The sequence below is a fragment of the Thalassobacillus hwangdonensis genome, from assembly GCF_042675915.1.
Lineage (GTDB): Bacteria > Bacillota > Bacilli > Bacillales > Halobacillaceae > Thalassobacillus_A > Thalassobacillus_A hwangdonensis.
This window is the reverse complement of record NZ_JBHTKL010000005.1, coordinates 798,994-818,482: the sequence shown is the minus strand read 5'-3', so window position 1 is coordinate 818,482 and position 19,489 is coordinate 798,994. Positions and strand designations below refer to the sequence as shown.

Below are 19,489 nucleotides of genomic sequence, written 5' to 3'. Positions count from 1 at the left end.
TTACCTTCCTTTCCGTAATCTAGGATCCAATATTTCTTCCATGGAATAGCCAGTGAACGCGAATCCGATTACCAGTAAGGTGATCAATAAACCAGGAGGTAATATCCACCATACCCATGCATCCGTGAGGAAGGCTCCTCTTGCCTGGGCGTAGTACAACACTGTCCCCCAGCTCTTGTTGAATGGGTCTCCCAACCCTAGGAAGCTCAAGGATGCTTCAATCAATATCGCCTGACTCGCAGCAAGGACAAATTGTGAAAGGGCAATCGGCACTACCCCAGGGAGGATATGCTTCTTTAAGATGATGGATATCTTTGTACCGATCGCTTTGGCCGCTTCTACATAGCCTTTCGTCTTGACCGTGAGTACCTGGGAACGGATCACCCTAGCAGGACCTGCCCAAGTCAGGATACTGATGACAAAAATGATGTTCCAGAAGCTAGGACCAATAAAGGCAGCTAACAGGATCATCAGCGGCAGGAATGGAATGACCAACACTAAATCGACCACCCTCATCAGGAAAGTATCAACCTTCCCCCCGTAATACCCAGCGATGATTCCAACCAGACATCCGATTGCGATGGAAAAGAACGCTGCAATGATTCCAATCAAAATCGATATCCGTGTCCCATAAATCAACTCACTCAATATGTCCTGCCCTACATCATTCGTTCCAAGCAGATGGTCACCACTTGGAGGAGAAAAAGGCGTCCCTATTCTGAGAGTAGGATCAAATGGTGCAATGAGAGGTGCAAAAATAGCGATGAACAAATAAATGACCAGTATTCCTACACCAATGACACCTAAGTTATTATTACTGAAGATATGAAGGTATTGCTGCCATTTCCTCTTATCCATTCGTCTTCCCCACCTTTGGATCCAAGAAAGGATAAATCATGTCTGCTACCAGATTAGCCACGATCACACTGAGGGTAATGATCATAAAAGTTGCCTGGATCAGTGGATAATCTCTGGCAAGTACAGACTCAAACATCAGGCGACCGACTCCAGGGTAAGCAAATACTGTTTCAATCACGGTAGCCCCACTAAGCATGAAGCCGACACTCAACATAAATACTGTAGCAACTGGAAGCAATGCATTCCGCATCGCGTGTTTGTATTTAATCGTTTTTTCTTTCGCCCCTTTTGCCCGAGCCATTTTAATGTAATCTTCTCCTAATACATTCAACATGGAATAACGCATTGTCATAAACACATTAGTAACAGAAATCAGCACCAAAGATACAAGAGGAAGCACCAGGTGTTTACTGATGTCGACCACCCTTTCCCATCCAGTGAAATCTGACCATCCTGTCTCTGCACCAAACACAGGGAACCACCCTAATGATGCTGCAAAAATGGATACAAGGATCATTCCGATCCAGAAGGAAGGCATCGCACTTAGGAACATAAAGAAGGTCAGCATGTTCACGTCGGTCTTAGTTCCCCTTTTCCACGCTGCTATTGCCCCGAAAATGACACCCAACACCGTACTGATCAATAAGTTTGATCCCGCAAGCAGCAATGTCCACGGAATCCGGTCCAGGAGCAATTCCGATATCGGCATTTTCTGTTGATATGAGTATCCAAAATCACCGGTCACCATGTCAGACAAATAACGTCCGAATTGCACAATCATCGGATCATTCAGTCCGGCCTCTTCCATCACTGCTACTTTCTCTTCACTGGTCATGAGCCCGACATCTTCTCCAGCCAAATACACCAAGGGACTTCCAGGCATCATCCTGGGTAAAAGGAAGTTCAAGGCTAAAATGATGAAGATGACGATCAAATATTGAGAGATCTTACCAACTACATACTTGGACATGTTTCCACCTCGCTTATCTCACAATTAGAAAAAAGGGCTTTTCGTCATGCGTAACGATGACGAAAGCCCATATGAACTTGTTAATACGCAGACTTAAGTCTTTGAACTGCGTCTCTTCATGAAGAACAAGCCACCTGCAACTAGCAGGACCACTGCACCCAGGATCCATAGAGTTGCGTTGTTCTTTTCTGTTGATGAATTTACATCAGATGCGGATGCTTCCGCACTGTTTTCGTCATCCTTTTCTGCAGCTGATGCAACATTTCCTTCAGATTCGTCATCGTCACCGGAATCTTCATTTGCCCCTTCGTTGAAACCATCTACATTCACAAAGGAAAGCTTATTCACGATTCCTTTACCTACCTGGAACGTGTAGTCATCATACACCTGGCTATTGTATGCATTGATGATTTCCTGGTAAGACAGTGGAATGATCGGTGCTTCTTCTGCCACCAGTTGCTGCAGGTCCATCAAAATGCTCTTTCTTTCTTCAGCATCGACCGTGTTCTGCAATTTCTCTGCCAGCTGATCAAACTCTTCATTGCTGTATCCACCAATGTTAACGGACCCGATAGCTGGATCAGAGTGGAATAATTCTACAATTCTGCTTGGGAACAGCTGCATGGTACTGGACCATCCCCACATCGCCAAATCAAAGTCCCGACCTTTGCTTACGTCAAACTCCGGCCATACAAGCGAGTCTACTGTCGTCATATCCATTGCTCTGACACTTGTTTGGATTCCTGCATCATTCAGCCATTCTGCTATGATTTCCGCTGTCCGGATGCGGATCGAACTGTTGGAATAGACAAGCATTTCAAGCGAAATTTCTTCTCCGTCTTTTCCTTCTACAAAACCGTCTCCGTTTGTATCTTCAAAGCCGGCATCTGCCAAAAGCTGTTTCGCTTTTTCAATATCGTGTTCCGACTGCAGGTCTGAGTTATAAACAGGAGAGGATGGATGGATAAACCCTGGGCTTCCAACCTCTGCATATCCGAGCAGTACGGTGTCAATCAGTTCCTGCTCATCGATTGCATAGGAGATCGCTTTACGAAACTCGGTTTCACTTAAAGGATATTTCTCTGCATTCATTTGAAGCAATGTTGTCGAGAAGCCAGATCCTCTAGCGAGCTTTACGTTCGAACTGTTTTCAAACTGCTCCACCAATTCAGGTGAAACAGTGGCTGACATGGCGTCGATTTCACCTGACTGCAATGCTGTGAACAATGCGGTCGTATCTTCAATGATTGGAAATACGAGCTCTTTCACTGTAGGCTCGCCTTTGAAATAGTCTTCGTTTGCTGTCATCCGGTAGAACTCGCCGGATTTGTAACCGTCCATTTTATAAGGTCCGCTGCCGATATTGTTGTCTGATTCATCCGGGTTATCGATTTCCGACCAAATGTGTTCAGGTAAAATTGGGAGATCAGATAATGGCTGGATCATGAAATCGGGTTCAGCCTGTTCCAATGTAAGAGAGATTTCTGTATCGCTTGCCACCTCTACATTACTGATACTTTTTAGCGGATTCGTAAAACGTGACTTAGGGTAATCAAGGAAATATTGAATAGTAAATGCGACGTCTTCTGTAGTCAGAGCCTCCCCATCATGAAAGGTGACATTATCATGTAAAACGAAATCATAATTCAATCCATCTTCACTTACGGTGTATTCCTTCACCAGCCAAGGTTGAGGCTCGTTATCCGCATCGAGTTGAAATAGATTGTCATACATTAAACTGACCAAATCCAATCCCGGGCTCCCCGTGATGTATGTATAGGGATTCATCGTACTCTCGTCAGAAGAAATACCTAATCGTAATTGATCCCCATTCGCCTGTACAGGAAAGCTGCTCCATCCAGTCAACATCAACAATACAGCCAGAAAGCTGTAGAGTATTTTTTTCATCAACTCATCCCCCTAATTGTTATTTGATCAATTCCTGCAAATGGAAGTTCCCTTCTCTCTTGAATGCCTCTGCAAACGCGTAATGACCGTGGGTAGCTAAACCGTGATACACATGGACGGCTTGATCCAGTGCCTTATGGACTGCTCTGCCTTTTTCGTAATCACTTGTCAATGAACTGAATCCAGGCACCAGGTGTTCAAGATTTTCGTCTGTCAACGCATGTTCGAAATGTCTGCCGCTGAACTCCATTTGACTTTCCAGTACACCCATAGCTTCCTGCTTTAAATTCCATACATCAGAGACATCAACGACGGTGTTTGGTGAGTGAGGGGTCATGTAGTAAATCGTGGGGATTGAGTGTGGTTCTAATTCCGGCATTTTGTCTAATGCAAAATCCCTGCCAGCCAATGCGATCCCTTCCAGGATAGTAATCATCGCCTGACGTCTGTCGGGATCCAAGTCATGGAACGAATGCTCCGGATCTTGTGTAATGATGATGTCAGGTTTTACCTCACGGACAACTCGGACGATTTTTTCTTTTGCTTCCACGCTGACATCTACGTAGCCACTTTTGAAGTTGGTATAATGCATCTTCACACCTAATACTTCAGCAGCTTTATTCACTTGCGGTTGCGACTTTTCACTGGAAAGCATAATGGAAGCGAATGACTCTCCACCACTCTTCACATTCTTTGCTAATGCACCACCGCACTCAACGACTTCCATCCCATAGACACCAAGCAGCAATACTTTTTGTCCTTCCAATCCAATTCCTCCTTAGATAATAGTGATAGAGATGTATGCAAGTATACTTTACCCCCCTATCGTATGTTGGTATCAATACTATACTTCTATTCAGCGGAAATCAAGTATATTTTAGAAAATTCTGAAATTTATAATTATTAAAGAACTTCTTCTTTGATCTTATCCATTCCATACCTATCTACAAATTTACTGAATTTCTCCCGTTTTCTACCGTTATTGCGGTACACTTCAAGGATCTCATCAACTATTTCATATAATTGCTCAGGCTCCAATCCGTCCATGAACAAGTCGCCAGCCTTTGCATTTCTTCCCTTGGACTGTCCACCAAGGTACAGTTCATATGTATCTTTATACTTCATCACGCCAATATCATTGATCAACGGCTCACCACAACCAACAGGACATCCAGTGTAAGCTGGGCGCAGTGTAAACGGGACTTCCTGCCCTGCAATTCGCTTATTCAATTCCTTCGCAACAGGCATCCCTTCGTTGATTTCCCCTTTGCAGAAATTACACGTGCGAAGACTTTTCACGAAGTTACCTACCTTGTAACAGCTTAAGCCCACTTTATTAAATTGCTTTATTGCTGCTTCCAGGTCATCTTCCGGAACTTTCACGATCAATTGCTGTAAGGTAGTTAATTCAATCTCCTCATCTTCATCGAGGTATTGTCCAAGAACGATCAGCTGTTTTGGTGTAAGCTTTGCGCCAAAGTCGATCCCACCATTAACAGCCAGTGGTATCATCTTTTTCTCCATATTCATCCCACCCATGTGTATTCGCTTAATTAATAAAAGATTATAGCATACCCCCGTAGTGTATTCAATCTAATATTCAGAATTTATTGAATATTTAAGAAACAAGTATTTCACTAGGTTTATCGACATACCTTTATACTACGGACAAGATCTGAAGGAGGTCATCATCATAAGCGGACAACTATTGTTCATAGTTACATTTTTATCAATAGCAGTAGTAGGTATCATCTGGATTCACTTTGCATACCGATCAAAAATCCCAGCAATGACTGGAATGGTTAATGCGATGGCAATAGGCATGACTACCGGCCTGACGTATGGTACCATCTTCGGAGTCATCTATTCCGAAGATCTCTTCCAATCTACTGTGTTGGGATTGCTTGCCGGCATGGTCAGTGGATTGATCATTGGGATGACGATAAATATGTTAGCAGTAATCGAAGGGGTATTATCAGGTGTAATGGGGGGGATGATGGGAGCAATGCTTGGAGTGATGCTTTCCCCACAGCATCAAAGCGTAGCAGTTAAACTGATGTTCTTTTTGTTTGTGTTTGTCATATTCAGCATTTTCTATATGCTTCAGAATGATGTAATTAAAAGCAAATCCAGCCTTTTAACTACTCCTATCATTCCTTTGACTATCCTAGTATTGATATTTGTAATTTTCGAACGAACAGAGCCAATGCTGATTAAAGATGAGCCATTAGAGCATCCTTCTTCTCACAATATGGAGGACAGTCATTAGAACATTCCTCTCATCAGGCATGGTAGGATTTAAGATTGATATGTCTTTTACATTAATAGAAACCCCAGGCTACTCACAAACAATGTCAGCCTGGGGTTATAGGTTTTCTCGCCTTAATTGAAGTCGCGAGATTATCTCGCAAACTCGCGAAATTCAAACATGAAGCAGCGGAATCACTCCCGTGCTTAAACCGGAGTTACAGCCCTATACAGCAACTCATTCAGCTCTTCGGTATAAGCTTCCGTCTGCTCTTTCGTCCAGTTGAACTGCTTTTCAAGATACTCAATCACAGCTTCTTTATGCGTATGAACCCACTGGATATTGAAGAAAAGCGCTCCAGTTCGTCTCACAAAGATGTCGACTGGCTTATAAGCTCCTTCATATCTGATTGCATAGCTTGCGATAGCTTGTACGACAGGGTCCAGGTCAGTTGCTTCAGCTTTAGCATCTCGATAAAGCTCGAATACTTGATCGATGTTGGATCCATAACGGGAGACCAGCATTTCAGCATCGTCTTTCTCAATTCCTAACTCGATCGCTTTTTTCACCTTCTGTTCAACGAATGCAGGATAGCCTTTGGATCCACCTACATCTCCTCCAGATAAGGACAGGTTCTTAGTCGCGATTCCAGAATAGATGATTCCTTCTTCGTCTTTCAATTGCTTGCTGACTAGGTCCACGACACTTTCAGCCATTTTACGATAGCCGGTCAACTTTCCTCCTGCAATTGAAATAAAGCCTGAATCGGAAACAAAGATTTCATCTTTACGGGAAATTTCAGATGGGTCTTTGCCTTCTTCAAGAATCAATGGCCGTAGTCCAGCCCAGCTTGATTCCACATCTTCTGCTGTAATCTTCACATCCGGGAACATGTAGTCAATCGCGCCAAGTACATAATCACGATCTGCAACCGTCATCTCAGGGGATGCGATATCGCCTTTGTACACGGTGTCGGTCGTACCTACATACGTTTTACCTTCTCTAGGAATGGCAAAGACCATCCGTCCATCCGGTGTATCAAAATAAATCGCCTGACTTAACGGGAATCTTTCCTGATCGAAGACCAAATGAATTCCTTTCGTCAGCTGCAGTGTCTTCCCTTTTTTCGAGTTGTCTTTTTCTCTTAGGGTATCTACCCAAGGTCCAGCAGCATTGACGATCTTTTTAGCGTAAATGGTTTTTCTTGTACCAGTGATCTGATCCTCGACGATCACTCCGACAGCTTTGTGATTTTTATAAACCAGCTCGACGACTTTCATGTAGTTGAGTGCTAACGTTCCTTGTTCTACAGCCTTTTTCATGACTTCGATCGTCAGGCGGGCATCGTCGGTCTTGTACTCTACGTAGTATCCTGCACCTTTGAGTCCATCACTTTTCAGCAATGGCTCCCTTTTCACCGCTTCGTCGGCAGCGAACATTTTTCTTCTTTCGCTCTTTTTGACCCCTGCAAGGAAATCGTAAACTCGTAGTCCTATATTAGTCGTGAACGGTCCAAAGTTTCCTCCTTTATAAAAAGGTAACATCATCCATTCCGGTGTCGTTACATGTGGTGCATTTTCGTACACGATCGCACGCTCTTTACCGACTTCCGCTACGACACCAACTTCGAATTGCTTCAAATAACGGAGACCGCCGTGTACTAGTTTCGTCGATCTGCTGGAGGTACCAGCCGCAAAGTCCTGCATTTCTACAACTGCCGTTTTCATCCCTCTGGTCGTCGCGTCCAAAGCGATGCCAGCACCTGTAATTCCTCCACCTATCACAAGCACGTCAAGCGGTGCGCTCTCCATTTGCTGTAATGTTTCCTGTCTTTCTAAACTTGAAAATCCCATCATCGATCGCTCCTTTTAAATTCTATAAGTAATTACCGAACATTCCTTATGAATTCTCTTTTCTCCTAAAGGAACTATCTGAATGACGAAAAAAAGACCACAAAACAAACCTCGAGTGTACATGAGGTTGCTTGCGGTCTCTCAATTTCTCCGTCCGATTTATTAACTTGTACTTAAATCATACCACACGTGCTGTTATTTGTACACGCGTGTCGCTTCAACAGCCTTCTGCCAACCTGCGTATAGGCCATCACGTGTGCTATCATCCATCGCGGCTTCAAAGGTCTTTTCATTTTTCCATTGAGTGGCGATTTCCTGTTTGTCCTTCCAAAAACCTACTGCTAATCCTGCAAGATAAGCCGCTCCCAATGCAGTCGTCTCATTGACAACCGGACGATCCACTGGTACGCCTAGAAGGTCACTTTGGAACTGCATCAGGAAGTTATTTTTGACAGCGCCGCCGTCTACTCGCAATGTTTTCAGGTTGATGCCGGAGTCTTTTTCCATCGCATCGACGACATCTTTTGTCTGATAAGCAAGGGATTCAAGCGTTGCACGGACAAAATGATTCTTTGTCGTTCCGCGCGTAAGACCGAACATCGCACCGCGAGCTTCACTATCCCAATACGGCGTGCCTAAACCGACAAAGGCAGGTACCATGTAGACACCGTCCGTGGAATCTACCTGTACAGCTAACTCTTCACTTTGTGGAGCTGAATCGATCATTTTCAATCCATCTCGTAGCCACTGGATAGCAGAGCCCGCTACGAAAATACTTCCTTCGAGGGCGTACTCTACTTTTCCATCAACTCCCCAAGCAAGGGTCGTTAGCAGACCATGATTCGATTTGACACCTTCTTCACCAGTGTTCATAAGCATAAAACAACCTGTGCCGTAAGTGTTCTTGGCCATCCCTTTTTCAAAACATGCCTGTCCAAACAGCGCAGCCTGCTGATCACCTGCAATGCCGGCAATCGGAACTTCCTTACCGAAGAAATGGTAATCGACCGTGTGACCATAAACTTCAGAGGATTGGTGTACTTCCGGTAGCATCGAACTTGGGATTCCCAATATTTCCAACAGTTCCTCGTCCCACTGTAGGTCATAAATGTTGTACAGCAACGTCCGTGAAGCGTTGGAATAATCGGTTACGTGTTTTTTACCGCCTGACAATTTATACACTAACCAGGAATCGATCGTTCCGAACATCAAATTCCCCTGGTCCGCCTTTTCTCTCGCGCCTTCTACGTTATCCAGAATCCATTTGATTTTCGTTCCAGAGAAGTAAGGGTCGATCAACAGCCCTGTTTTATCTCGGAATGTATCGTTGTATCCGTCCTCGCGCAGCTGCTTACAGATCTCCTCCGTCTGTCTTGATTGCCAGACGATTGCGTTGTAGATCGGTTTTCCTGTTGTTTTATCCCAGACCACGGTCGTTTCGCGCTGGTTCGTAATTCCGATCCCAGTAATTTCCGCCGAATCTACATCAGACTTTTCCAATACCTCTGCAATGACGCCTAGAATGGATGTCCAGATTTCGTTCGCATTGTGTTCCACCCAGCCCGGATTCGGGAAAAATTGTTGGAACTCCCGTTGTGCCGTTTCGACAATTGCCCCCTCTTTATTAAAGAGGATGGCTCTTGAACTTGTTGTTCCCTGGTCTAAAGATAATATATAGTTGCCCATAATAACTTTCTCTCCTTACTTGTTTTACGCGTTTGATTTACTTGTACTTTGTTCATTTTCCTTGCTCAGTTCCTTTAATAATGAAGCGATCAAGATTGCAGCAACTACTACATTACCAATCCAGAATGCTGACGTAAATTCCCCAATGAAAAATGCTTTATAAAATAATGCCCCGTAAATTCCACCTATGATTGGCCCCACAATTGGTACCCAAGCATAACTCCAGCCGGAATTCCCTTTACCCGGAATGGGTAACAATGCGTGAGCGATCCTTGGACCTAAGTCACGTGCAGGATTGATTGCATATCCAGTTGGTCCGCCTAAGGACATTCCGATTGCAACGATCAAGAGACCTACAATCACCGGGTTCAAGCCATCGGTAAAATCATTGGCGCCAATGAACAGCAGCCCCATGATTAGTACGAAGGTTCCGATCATCTCGGAAACTAGGTTAGCCAACGGATGATGCACCGCCGGATCTGTAGAGAAAACTGCACGTTTCGCGCCTTGGTCTTCGGTATGACGCCAATGAGCTAAGTATGCAAAGAATACGACTACTCCACCAAGAAACGCTCCAATAAGTTGGGCGGTGATATACATCGGAACTTTCGCCCATGGAAATTCTCCAATTACCGCAAACGACAAGGTAACTGCCGGGTTGATATGCGCCCCGGAAAAGTTACCGACTGCGTATACACCCATCGTAACTGCAAGTCCCCAGGCTAACGTGATGACAACCCAGCCGGCACCTTCCGCTTTAGACTTATTCAAAACGACACCAGCGACGACACCACCACCAAATATAATCAAGATCATTGTACCGATCAGCTCGGCTGTAAATTGAGACATATACCATTCTCCTCTGTTAAGTAAGTGATAATCATAGATGTTCTATACAAGCCTGTGCACATTAAAATGTACCCAAAAACAAAGAGACCTACCCCTTTAACACATACTTTTCGTAGAAAAGCAGATAAAAGGTGTAGGTCTCCCAGTTCTCCAACACATTCCTTAACTTGTAATCCACATTATAATAGCAACTGAAAGCGGTATCAAGATTTTTTTCGATTTTTTTCGAGGAAAAATTCACCACAATTCGCTATTGGACGTCGTAACCGCCACTGCGCCCGCTTCGAACGCTGCCTCAATTTCCTCTCTCGTCCGAATCAATCCACCCGCAATGACAGGAATACTGATCCGTTCACTGATTTCCTTGATGATTTTCGGAATCAGCCCCGGCAAAATTTCAATGTAATCAGGCTTTAAATTCTCAATAACCTTCAAATTGTGTTCCAATGCATGACTATCCAGGATGAATAACCGCTGGATGGCAATCAATTTGTGCTTCTTTGCCATCGCAATGACATTGTTCCTCGTCGAGATGATGCCATCGACTTTGACCTCCCTGATCAAAAACTCCAACCCATACTCGTCCGCCTTCAAGCCTTGGATCAAATCGACGTGGACGATGATCTTTTTATTCGCTCTTTTCGCATACTGCGCAATGCTTGGCAGTTGGGATAAACGTGTATCCAATAGGATGATGTATTCCCTGTCACTATTCAGCAGCTTGTCGAAGTCTTTCATATTCTTTACCGCGGCCAGCGTACCCGATAAGCTCTCCACTGTTGTACCTCCTTGCCCATGGATCTTCTATAGAAGGATCTCAACGACTTTTCTTACTTTGCATTGTAGCACATTCACCGTGGGAAAGGTTTTTGTACTTCCTAGATTTGTAGAACGTAATCCGACAATTTAGGTGTTAATCTCCCAACATAAATTGACAAAAAATACTTTCCATTAGTGATACGCTTAATACAGCCATTTGTAAACTAAGTTAAAAACTATCAAGAATTATACATAAGAGAACAACCTCACAAAATCTTCATATGAAATTTTTTAAAGGAGGAACTAAAAAAATGAAAAAATGGTTAACAGCTACATTAGGTATGGGTTTTGCAATGAGCATAATGGTCTCAGGAGTGTCGGCAAAGAGTACCGTCGTCCCAGGACATAAGACCGATGATGGAAGTATTCCAATTGGTGATGTGACAGGTAAGTACACAGAAGAAAATGGCGTGTATCATTACAAAGTTCAATATCGTGGCGATTTTGGAGGAGACCCGTATTTGGACAGTGGATGGATGATCAATCACATTACTAACACAGAAACGGGCGAAAAGTACTTTTACCTAATTGTTCATGAATCGGACCCACGTTATACAGGGGAAGGAACTCCAGTGTGGGGAAGTTGGGAGTATCACCTTGAGGTTAGAGGTAATCAGTCAGATCCAGTAGACAATGGTGTAATTAGTATTAACAAACCTAATCACCCTTCTAAACGCTAAATGATTTCCAGAAGGCAGACGAGTAAGTATATGATTTCTTTATAAAGATCAGTTTACAAATGGCTAAGGTATGGACAAGCGGGGTGACGATTCTCATCCTAAAAAAGAAACCCAGGCTGCATTAGCCTGGGTTTCTGATTGAAAAAACTAATCTTTCGGACCACCAGCCACATACAACACCTGACCATTCACAAAGGAAGCTTTTTCATCAGCGAAAAATGCTACGGCGTTGGCAATATCCTCTGGTTGACCGACACGACCCACCGGGATACTTTCAACCCCAGCTTTTGCAAATTCTTCAAATGGCACACCCATCCGTTCTGCTGTTTTCCTAGTCATTTCAGTCTCAATAAAACCGGGTGCGACTGCATTCACGGTAATCCCGTACTTACCAAGCTCGATCGCCAAGGTTTTCGTAAAGCCTATTAATCCAGCTTTAGCAGTGGAATAGTTTGCTTGTCCTCGGTTACCGAGGGCTGAAATGGAAGAGATGTTGATGATGCGTCCGTACTTATTATTAACCATATATTTTTGAGCTGCACGTGCTGCATTAAAGGAACCTCGTAAATGAACATCCATCACTGTCGTCCAATCCGAATCGGTCATTTTATAGAGCATGTTATCTCTGAGTACTCCGGCATTGTTGACCAGAATATCTACAGCTCCGTATGTATCAACCACTTCTTTCATCGCTGCTTCTACTTCTTCCGGTTCAACGACGTTGACGACTTTCGTATAGATTTCATATCCTTGCTCTTTGTACTCTCTTTCCGTTTCCATCAATGCTTCTTCATTCACATCAACAATCGCTACATTTGCACCTTCTTCTGCAAATTGTAGGGCTATCTCTTTCCCGATTCCTCGACAGCCTCCGGTTACAAAGGCGACTTTTCCTTCAAATCTACCAGCCATGTTATTCCTCCATTCTTTCTATGACGACTGCACCACCTAATCCTCCGCCTACACAGAGAGATGCTACGCCATATTTCTTACCGGATGTTCGAAGTCCATTCAATAAGGTGACCAGTAGACGTACACCTGTTGCGCCAACTGGATGGCCGAGTGCAATCGCTCCTCCTAGAGGATTCAGTTTCTCCTGATCTATCCCTAACTCCTGAATACATGCTAAGGTTTGCGCGGCAAAGGCTTCGTTCACTTCGAATAAATCGATGTCTTCCATTTCCAAATCAGCCTTCTCCAGTGCTTTAGGAATTGCTCTAACAGGGCCCAGTCCCATCCGCTTCGGATCTACTCCTACGGAAGCGAAGGATCTCACCTTAGCTATCGGGCGTAGACCAAGTTGTTCTGCCTTATCCTTACTCATCATCAAAAGCGCAGCTGCACCATCGTTCATCCCACAAGTATTACCTGGAGTGACCGAACCGCCTGACTTGAAGGCCGGCTTCAACTTTGAGAGTTGTTCTAACGTAAGATCCCTGAAATTCAACTCATCCTGACTCATTTTTTCATCTTGAATGGTTACAGGTGTTATTTCATAATCAACGATTCCTTCATCACGTGCCGACCAGGCTCGCTTTACACTCCGAAGCGCGTATTCGTCCTGCTGCTCCCTATCAATCTCATATTCTTCTGCCAGGATTTGCGCTGTTTCCCCCATAGATATGTTTTCAACGGGATCTACTAACATTTCAAGTAAACTATCTTTCATTCGTCGGTCGCCCATCTTGAATCCATCTCTCGCTCCCCTGATCACATACGGGATCTGGCTCATATTCTCCGTGCCTACAATCAGACTCATCTGGGAATTTCCTGCTTGGATGGACTGGACACCGTTCATGAATGCCTGCAGGCTGGATGCACAATTTTGTCCGACTATATAAGAAGGGATATGTAATGGCCAGCCTAGTTCCAGTGCAGCGACCCGTCCGATATTCGGTGCATTGGAAGGGGCGTCCACATTTCCGACTATGATCTCATCCAGCGAAGCAAGATCGAACTTGGTTCTGGATTGAATGGATTCCATGACCGTCTTCGCAAGGTCCTTTGCGGAGACATCTTTCAACATACCATTCAGCTTTCCTATTGGTGTTCGTGTCGCATCTACTATGACAACTTCCTTCATCTTATATCCTCCATCTATTTCGTTGAAAATTCTTTCGGCTGCATGGTCCAAGGAAAGTTTTCTATGAAAGAAAAATTGTAGACTGCAGTCAGTAGTGCTCGATAGACTTCATCAACTTTCGAACTCAATGGATAGGTCCTGCTCGAAAGCACCCAGCATGTCACCACCTCATCAAGTGAACCGAAGATCACTTGCCTGGCTGTCTTTTTTGAAATATCCTTGCGAAAGACCCCCTTCTTCTGGCCATCTTCAATAATGGCTTCAATCAGGGTGAAATATCTTCTGATTCCCGGTTTCATCGCTTCTCTTATTTCTGAGCTTGATTGTCTCGCTTCAATCTGGATGATCCTAGAGAGGGTATAATCATCGCCGAAATAATGAAGATGATTTCGGACAAATTCATACAGTTTCAGACGCGGGTCATTGATCCCTTCCACCAATTCCTCCGCTTTAGGAGAAAGATCGTCATGAATCGTGTTATGGAAAAGTTTCTTCAATATATCTTCTTTGTTCGAAAAATAAAGATAGACAGTTCCGTCACCGATCCCAGCCTTTTTGGCGATTTTGGATACGGATGCCTTGTGATAACCCATTTCAGCAAAGACACTTTTAGCAGCATTCAGTATGAGACCATACTTGATTTCTTTTTTATTCATCGGTTGTTCACCTTTGAGTGCAAATCCCTAAGCTCACCTTTGGTCACTTTCCCTACTGAATTTTTAGGTATCTCATCTGTCACGTAAACCTGTTTAGGGCATCTGTAATTGGCCATCTGGGTTTGACAATGTTCCATTATTTTAGCCGATGTCAATTGCGAATTGCCTTTAAGCACCACATAAGCAACGACTTCTTCGCCATATAACTCATCCGGAATCCCGATTACTGCTGTCTCCAATACATCTGGCAGCTGGGAAATCACTTCTTCGATTTGTTTAGGGTAGATGTTCATCCCACCTCTGATGATCATATCTTTCTTTCGATCGACGATATAGAAGAAGCCCTCCTCATCCTGATAGCCGATGTCCCCTGTACTTAGCCAACCATCCTGCAAAACGTTCTTTGTTTCCGCTTCATTCCGGAAGTAGCCTTGCATCACATTAGGTCCTTTGACCATCAGTTCCCCATATTCACCAATTGGGACTTCTTCTCTCTCTTCATTTACAATCTTCAAGGATTGTTGATCCAAAGGCTTTCCAATAGAACCGACCTTCCGCTTGCCATCGAGTGGGTTCAATGTCGATGCACATGTCCCTTCCGAGAGCCCCCAGCCTTCAATTAGTTTGAATGGGAAACGCGTCTCAAACTGTTCGAACAGACTAGTTGAAACAGGTGCCGCTCCGCAAATCCCGAATCTCATCGAACTTATATCATAGTTATGCTCGATTCCTTCAGGCAGCCCTGCCAGGTAACGGTAAACCGTAGGTACTCCAGAAGTGAACGTCGGTTTGTATAGATCAACCGCTGGCAAAAATTCATCGGTTACGAATCTCTTTCTGATGACGACACTACCACCTTGCATCAGAACAGACGTCAGCGTAAAGATGATGGCGTTCACATGGAAAAGTGGAAGGATCAAAAAGGAACGGTCCTCTTCTGTGAGCTGGAGCGCTTTGATCGACATGTTGCACATTTCAATAATATTCGAATGGCTCAAGAGCACACCTTTTGGTTTACCTGTTGTTCCAGATGTATAGATGATCAAGCCTATTGCTTCATTGGACACTTTTCTCGCATTCAGTTCATTTTCTGAGAGAACGTCCTGTAAACTCCAACCCTCTTTTTGCTTATCACCAGAAACCCGAATTGACACAATTTCCAACTGGTGAGTGGCTTCGTTAGCTTTTTGCTCGATGTCATCCTGGTAGAAGTAGCACTTTGCGTTTGAATGCTCCAACTGGTACCGTATTTCCTCAGGTTTCAATGAAGGATTGATTGGAGTCAACGCTGCACCAAGCTTCCAGCACGCAAAAAGGACGTAGACGAATTCGATTGTATTCGTCGTCTGGATCGCTATGACATCGCCAGCTTGTACGCCGAACTTCTCCTCCAAGCCTCTTGCCAATCTTCCAGTCAACGCATCCCATTCCCGGTAAGATACTTCTTCTCCATAAAAATAAAGCGCCGTCTTCTCAGGAAATTGCTCACTTACTTCTTTCGGAAATGTATTCAAGATTGAGTCCATCATCATCAAGCCCCGATCTACATAGGATTTGGAAAAGGTCTACCGAAAGCTTTTCCATTTGAAAGTTATGACTTAACCTATGGTGTGACAAAATCAACAAGTGTCAATTGAGGAATGAACGTGATCAGCAGGATATCCACCAGCATCATAATCAAGAATGGGAAAACCGCTTTGACTAACGGTTCGAATTTTGTATTTCCAATCTGCGCTCCGACGAATAACGCGATACCCACTGGTGGAGTCACCAAGCCAATCGCCAGGTTTGCAATCATGATGATTCCGAAGTGAATAGGATCGACACCTATACTCGTCACAACAGGCAACAGAATCGGAGTCAGGATGATGATAGCTGCGATGGTTTCCATGAATGTACCAACAAGCAATAAGAACAAATTGATCAGAAGTAAAATCATGATCGGTGATAAATCAGACGCCATGAACATCTCAGCAATGTTCTGCGGAACTCTTTCTCTCGTCAATACCATCCCAAATAAAGAAGCCGTTCCGATAATAAATAGAATCGTAGACGTGATTACCACTGAAGAAACGAGAATTTCACGCAGCTTGTTCCAGGTGATCTGTTTATACACAAACACACCAATGATCAAGCCGTACACTACAGCAACCACCGAAGCTTCCGTCGGAGTAAAGATTCCCCCGTAGATTCCACCAAGAATGATGATCGGCATCAACAAGGCCAATAGCGCATTTTTAAAGGAGCTTCCCATGCGCTTTACACTGAAACCTTCAGCATTCGCCCCATATCCTTTAATCACAGAGATTATGTAAGCAACAACCATCAAGGAGACACCCATGAGGATTCCAGGTAAAATTCCTGCAATGAACAGACTGCTGACCGACGCACTTGCTGAAACTCCATATAAGACTAAGGGAACACTAGGTGGAATGATGATCCCAGTAGTCCCTCCGACCGCCTGGACAGCAGTGGAAAAATTACGATCATATCCCGCTTTCACCATGGCAGGAATCAATATTCCACCAACAGCTGCAGTCGTAGCAGTTGCAGAGCCGGATATGGCTGCGAAAAACACACAGGCCACGATGGACACATGAGCAAGACCACCCTTCAACTGGCCGACAAGACTCTTCGCAAACTCGATCAGCCGCTCCGATATCCCTCCATGCTCCATCAGCTTTCCAGCCAAGATGAAGAAGGGAGCTGCCATCAAAGGAAAAGAATCTAAAGCTGCGAACATCTTTTGAGGTAGGATGATGAGCGGCATTCCCGTGGCCAAATAAAGGACAACTACCGACGCCAAACCGAGCGCTATTGCAATTGGTACATTGATAATGATCAATCCGATTAATATCGCAAATAATAAGATAGCCAAGTTAGTTCACTACTTTCTTCTATTCATCTAGTCGTATCTTTTTTATTGTTGAATCTACAAGATTGAAAGACATCAAGATTCCGCTGATAGGAATGATTGCGTACACATAGCCCATCGGAAGATTCAACGCAGGTGAACTCTGGATCATGGACCTCCCCATCAACTCAAAGCCTTTGAAGATCAACAACAAAAAGAAAACCATACATGCCGCTGCAGCAATCACTTGAACAACAGCCTTCAGCATCCTCGGAAGTTTATCAACAACAAAATCGACCCCGATATGTGCTGCATAATTGAAAGCAATCGATGCTCCTAGGAATGTGATCCAGATCATCAGGTAGCGAGACAATTCCTCCGTCCAAGGGAAGGAGGATTGTATCAACACCCTGGTCACGACCTTCAGGAAAACGAGCAGGACCATTGTAAAAAGAAATACTGCCGCTATGTTCTCTGTTCCTTTGTTGATCCTATCTAATGTCGACCTCCACATGTTTCATGACTCCTTATAAAAACAAAAACAGCGCGGTTTGACACACTGTCTTTGTTTGTTTTTTCTATCCATTCAATTATTCTACTGCACGAATTCTTTCTACCAGATCACCAAAGCGATCTGCGTTTTCCTTATAGACTGGTTGCACCGCTTTTTCGAAAGCTTCGATATCGATATCTTCCTTTTCAACGATTTTGATACCTTTGTCTTTAAGATCCTTTTTCTGATCCGCTTCCATGTCCTGATTAATTTTCCTTTGAACTTCAGTGAACTCTTTTCCTTTTTCTATAAGGACCTTCTTCACATCTTCCGGAAGTGAATCGAACTTCGCCTGGTTCATGATCAATGGAGCTGCAGCATAATAGATGCCTACTTCACTTAGATGATCCTGGACTTCGTACATTTTAGTGGAATGCATGACACCATAGGACACATCCATCCCATCAACAACACCTTGCTGTAGAGAAGTATAAACCTCTGGGAATGCAATCGGTGTAGCATCTGCCCCGATTGATTGGTATGTATTCACGTAAATATCGTTCTCTACTGTACGCAACTTCAATCCTTCGGTATCAGCAGGAGACTTGATCACCTGTTCCTTCGTAGTCAAATGTCTGAATCCGTTTTCCCATAGACCAAGCGTTTTAAATCCCTGCTCATCGATCAAGCCCGTCAGCTCTTCACCAATTTCTCCATCCAACGTCTTGTACACATGATCGATGTCCCTGAATAAGAAAGGCATCTCAAGTACGGAAAACTTGTCGACGAAGTTACCTAGTGGACCCGCAGTAACCAACGTCATATCAAGTGTACCAAGCTGAACCTGTTCCACTACTTCACGTTCTCCACCAAGCTGTCCACCACCAAAGATCTCGAATGTAACTTGTCCATCCGTCTCTTTTTCGACAGCATCCGCAAACTGTTTGAGTCCTTTGGTATAAGAATGCTCATCGGGTGCGATGTGTCCCACTTTAATGGTAACGCTTTCATTTTCTCCATTACTGGCGTTTCCTTCATTTTCTGAGCTACAACCTGCAATGATTCCTATCAAAAGAATAGAAATCACAAATAAAATCGATCCTTTTACTTTTCCCATAATATCCCCTCAATTCCTTTAATATCTATGGAAAGGATATACCAGTTTAGTAGTTAAGTCAATTAATTTTCAAATAATTTTAAATATTGATAATTGATTCATAATTGTTTGGCATGAATAGAGTTACAATTAAATTTACCTTATATTGTACGCATTTTTCATTGATTTCTGATGACTTATTCACTAATATATCGAGGTAAATTTAGAGGGTTCTCATAGTATTGACGGGTATATAACAATGATGGGGTGGAGGCGAGAGTGAAAATAACACTTAGGATTTATGAGAAGATTACTAACATATTTAAACAGAAGTGAGAAGAACTTACGCAATACTTCATTAAATTTACTTAGGAAGCACCGGAACCGTCCCCCTGCTTCCCTCTGCTTCAATGAAAAAAAGCAGAAGGCCTTTAGA

The 19,489-nt window shown here is 43.8% G+C and carries 18 protein-coding genes; 2 read left to right on the top strand and 16 right to left on the bottom strand.

The features are described from left to right. The 5 genes from ACFQ2J_RS13530 to ACFQ2J_RS13510 all read right to left on the bottom strand — a co-directional run bounded on the left by ACFQ2J_RS13530 (position 1) and on the right by ACFQ2J_RS13510 (position 5,266). Complete coding sequence (locus tag ACFQ2J_RS13530; RefSeq protein ID WP_386061391.1) at positions 1-858, bottom strand: ABC transporter permease; 858 nt, start codon at positions 856-858, stop codon at positions 1-3. Then, on the bottom strand, positions 851-1,828 hold the full coding sequence (locus tag ACFQ2J_RS13525; protein ID WP_386061389.1) for an ABC transporter permease: 978 nt from the start codon (positions 1,826-1,828) through the stop codon (positions 851-853). Before ACFQ2J_RS13525 ends, ACFQ2J_RS13530 begins: the two co-directional genes overlap by 8 nt. Before the next feature lie 93 nt (positions 1,829-1,921). Continuing rightward, positions 1,922-3,736, bottom strand: a complete 1,815-nt coding sequence (locus ACFQ2J_RS13520) for an ABC transporter substrate-binding protein (protein ID WP_386061386.1) — start codon at positions 3,734-3,736, stop codon at positions 1,922-1,924. Positions 3,737-3,755: 19 nt separating this feature from the next. Continuing rightward, positions 3,756-4,502 carry a PIG-L deacetylase family protein gene (locus ACFQ2J_RS13515; protein ID WP_386061384.1) on the bottom strand — a complete coding sequence of 249 codons (747 nt, stop codon included), beginning with the start codon at positions 4,500-4,502 and terminating at the stop codon, positions 3,756-3,758. Between the two features lie 137 nt (positions 4,503-4,639). Then, positions 4,640-5,266, bottom strand: a complete 627-nt coding sequence (locus ACFQ2J_RS13510; RefSeq protein ID WP_386062504.1) for a nitrite reductase — start codon at positions 5,264-5,266, stop codon at positions 4,640-4,642. A gap of 178 nt (positions 5,267-5,444) precedes the next feature. On the opposite strand from ACFQ2J_RS13510, the gene ACFQ2J_RS13505 reads away from it, so the two are divergent. After that, positions 5,445-6,005, top strand: coding sequence for a hypothetical protein (locus ACFQ2J_RS13505; protein WP_386061381.1), 561 nt, complete (start codon positions 5,445-5,447; stop codon positions 6,003-6,005). Positions 6,006-6,190: 185 nt separating this feature from the next. Here the strand turns inward: ACFQ2J_RS13505 and ACFQ2J_RS13500 are convergent, their stop codons facing one another. The 4 genes from ACFQ2J_RS13500 to ACFQ2J_RS13485 form a co-directional block, all read right to left on the bottom strand. Next, complete coding sequence (locus ACFQ2J_RS13500; protein ID WP_386061378.1) at positions 6,191-7,837, bottom strand: glycerol-3-phosphate dehydrogenase/oxidase; 1,647 nt, start codon at positions 7,835-7,837, stop codon at positions 6,191-6,193. Between the two features lie 195 nt (positions 7,838-8,032). Beyond that, the gene (glpK, locus tag ACFQ2J_RS13495) at positions 8,033-9,523 is read right to left on the bottom strand and encodes a glycerol kinase GlpK (protein ID WP_386061375.1); all 1,491 of its coding nucleotides are present in this window, start codon (positions 9,521-9,523) and stop codon (positions 8,033-8,035) included. A gap of 24 nt (positions 9,524-9,547) precedes the next feature. After that, on the bottom strand, positions 9,548-10,372 hold the full coding sequence (locus ACFQ2J_RS13490; RefSeq protein ID WP_386061372.1) for an MIP/aquaporin family protein: 825 nt from the start codon (positions 10,370-10,372) through the stop codon (positions 9,548-9,550). Between the two features lie 237 nt (positions 10,373-10,609). After that, positions 10,610-11,149 (bottom strand): glycerol-3-phosphate responsive antiterminator, encoded by a 540-nt coding sequence (locus ACFQ2J_RS13485; RefSeq protein ID WP_386061369.1) that lies wholly within the window; start codon positions 11,147-11,149, stop codon positions 10,610-10,612. A gap of 293 nt (positions 11,150-11,442) precedes the next feature. Here ACFQ2J_RS13485 and ACFQ2J_RS13480 point away from each other — a divergent pair, with 293 nt between their 5' ends. Next, positions 11,443-11,871, top strand: coding sequence for a hypothetical protein (locus ACFQ2J_RS13480; RefSeq protein ID WP_386061366.1), 429 nt, complete (start codon positions 11,443-11,445; stop codon positions 11,869-11,871). Between the two features lie 147 nt (positions 11,872-12,018). On the opposite strand, the gene fabG is transcribed toward ACFQ2J_RS13480, so the two are convergent. The 7 genes from fabG to dctP form a co-directional block, all read right to left on the bottom strand. Next, the gene (gene fabG / locus ACFQ2J_RS13475; RefSeq protein WP_386061364.1) at positions 12,019-12,783 is read right to left on the bottom strand and encodes a 3-oxoacyl-ACP reductase FabG; all 765 of its coding nucleotides are present in this window, start codon (positions 12,781-12,783) and stop codon (positions 12,019-12,021) included. 1 nt (position 12,784) lies between these two features. After that, entirely contained in the window at positions 12,785-13,954 is a 1,170-nt protein-coding gene (locus ACFQ2J_RS13470) for a thiolase family protein (protein ID WP_386061361.1), read from the bottom strand. Between the two features lie 14 nt (positions 13,955-13,968). Beyond that, complete coding sequence (locus ACFQ2J_RS13465; RefSeq protein WP_386061358.1) at positions 13,969-14,610, bottom strand: TetR/AcrR family transcriptional regulator; 642 nt, start codon at positions 14,608-14,610, stop codon at positions 13,969-13,971. After that, positions 14,607-16,139 carry a class I adenylate-forming enzyme family protein gene (locus tag ACFQ2J_RS13460; protein WP_386061355.1) on the bottom strand — a complete coding sequence of 511 codons (1,533 nt, stop codon included), beginning with the start codon at positions 16,137-16,139 and terminating at the stop codon, positions 14,607-14,609. The genes ACFQ2J_RS13465 and ACFQ2J_RS13460 overlap by 4 nt, the downstream gene beginning before the upstream one ends. Before the next feature lie 74 nt (positions 16,140-16,213). Then, a complete protein-coding gene (locus ACFQ2J_RS13455) occupies positions 16,214-17,488 on the bottom strand; it encodes a TRAP transporter large permease (RefSeq protein ID WP_386061353.1) in 1,275 nt (424 codons plus the stop codon). 19 nt (positions 17,489-17,507) lie between these two features. Next, a complete protein-coding gene (locus ACFQ2J_RS13450; RefSeq protein ID WP_386061350.1) occupies positions 17,508-17,978 on the bottom strand; it encodes a TRAP transporter small permease in 471 nt (156 codons plus the stop codon). A 76-nt stretch (positions 17,979-18,054) separates the two neighbouring features. Beyond that, the gene (dctP, locus tag ACFQ2J_RS13445) at positions 18,055-19,074 is read right to left on the bottom strand and encodes a TRAP transporter substrate-binding protein DctP (protein ID WP_386061347.1); all 1,020 of its coding nucleotides are present in this window, start codon (positions 19,072-19,074) and stop codon (positions 18,055-18,057) included. Positions 19,075-19,489 lie beyond the last annotated feature (415 nt).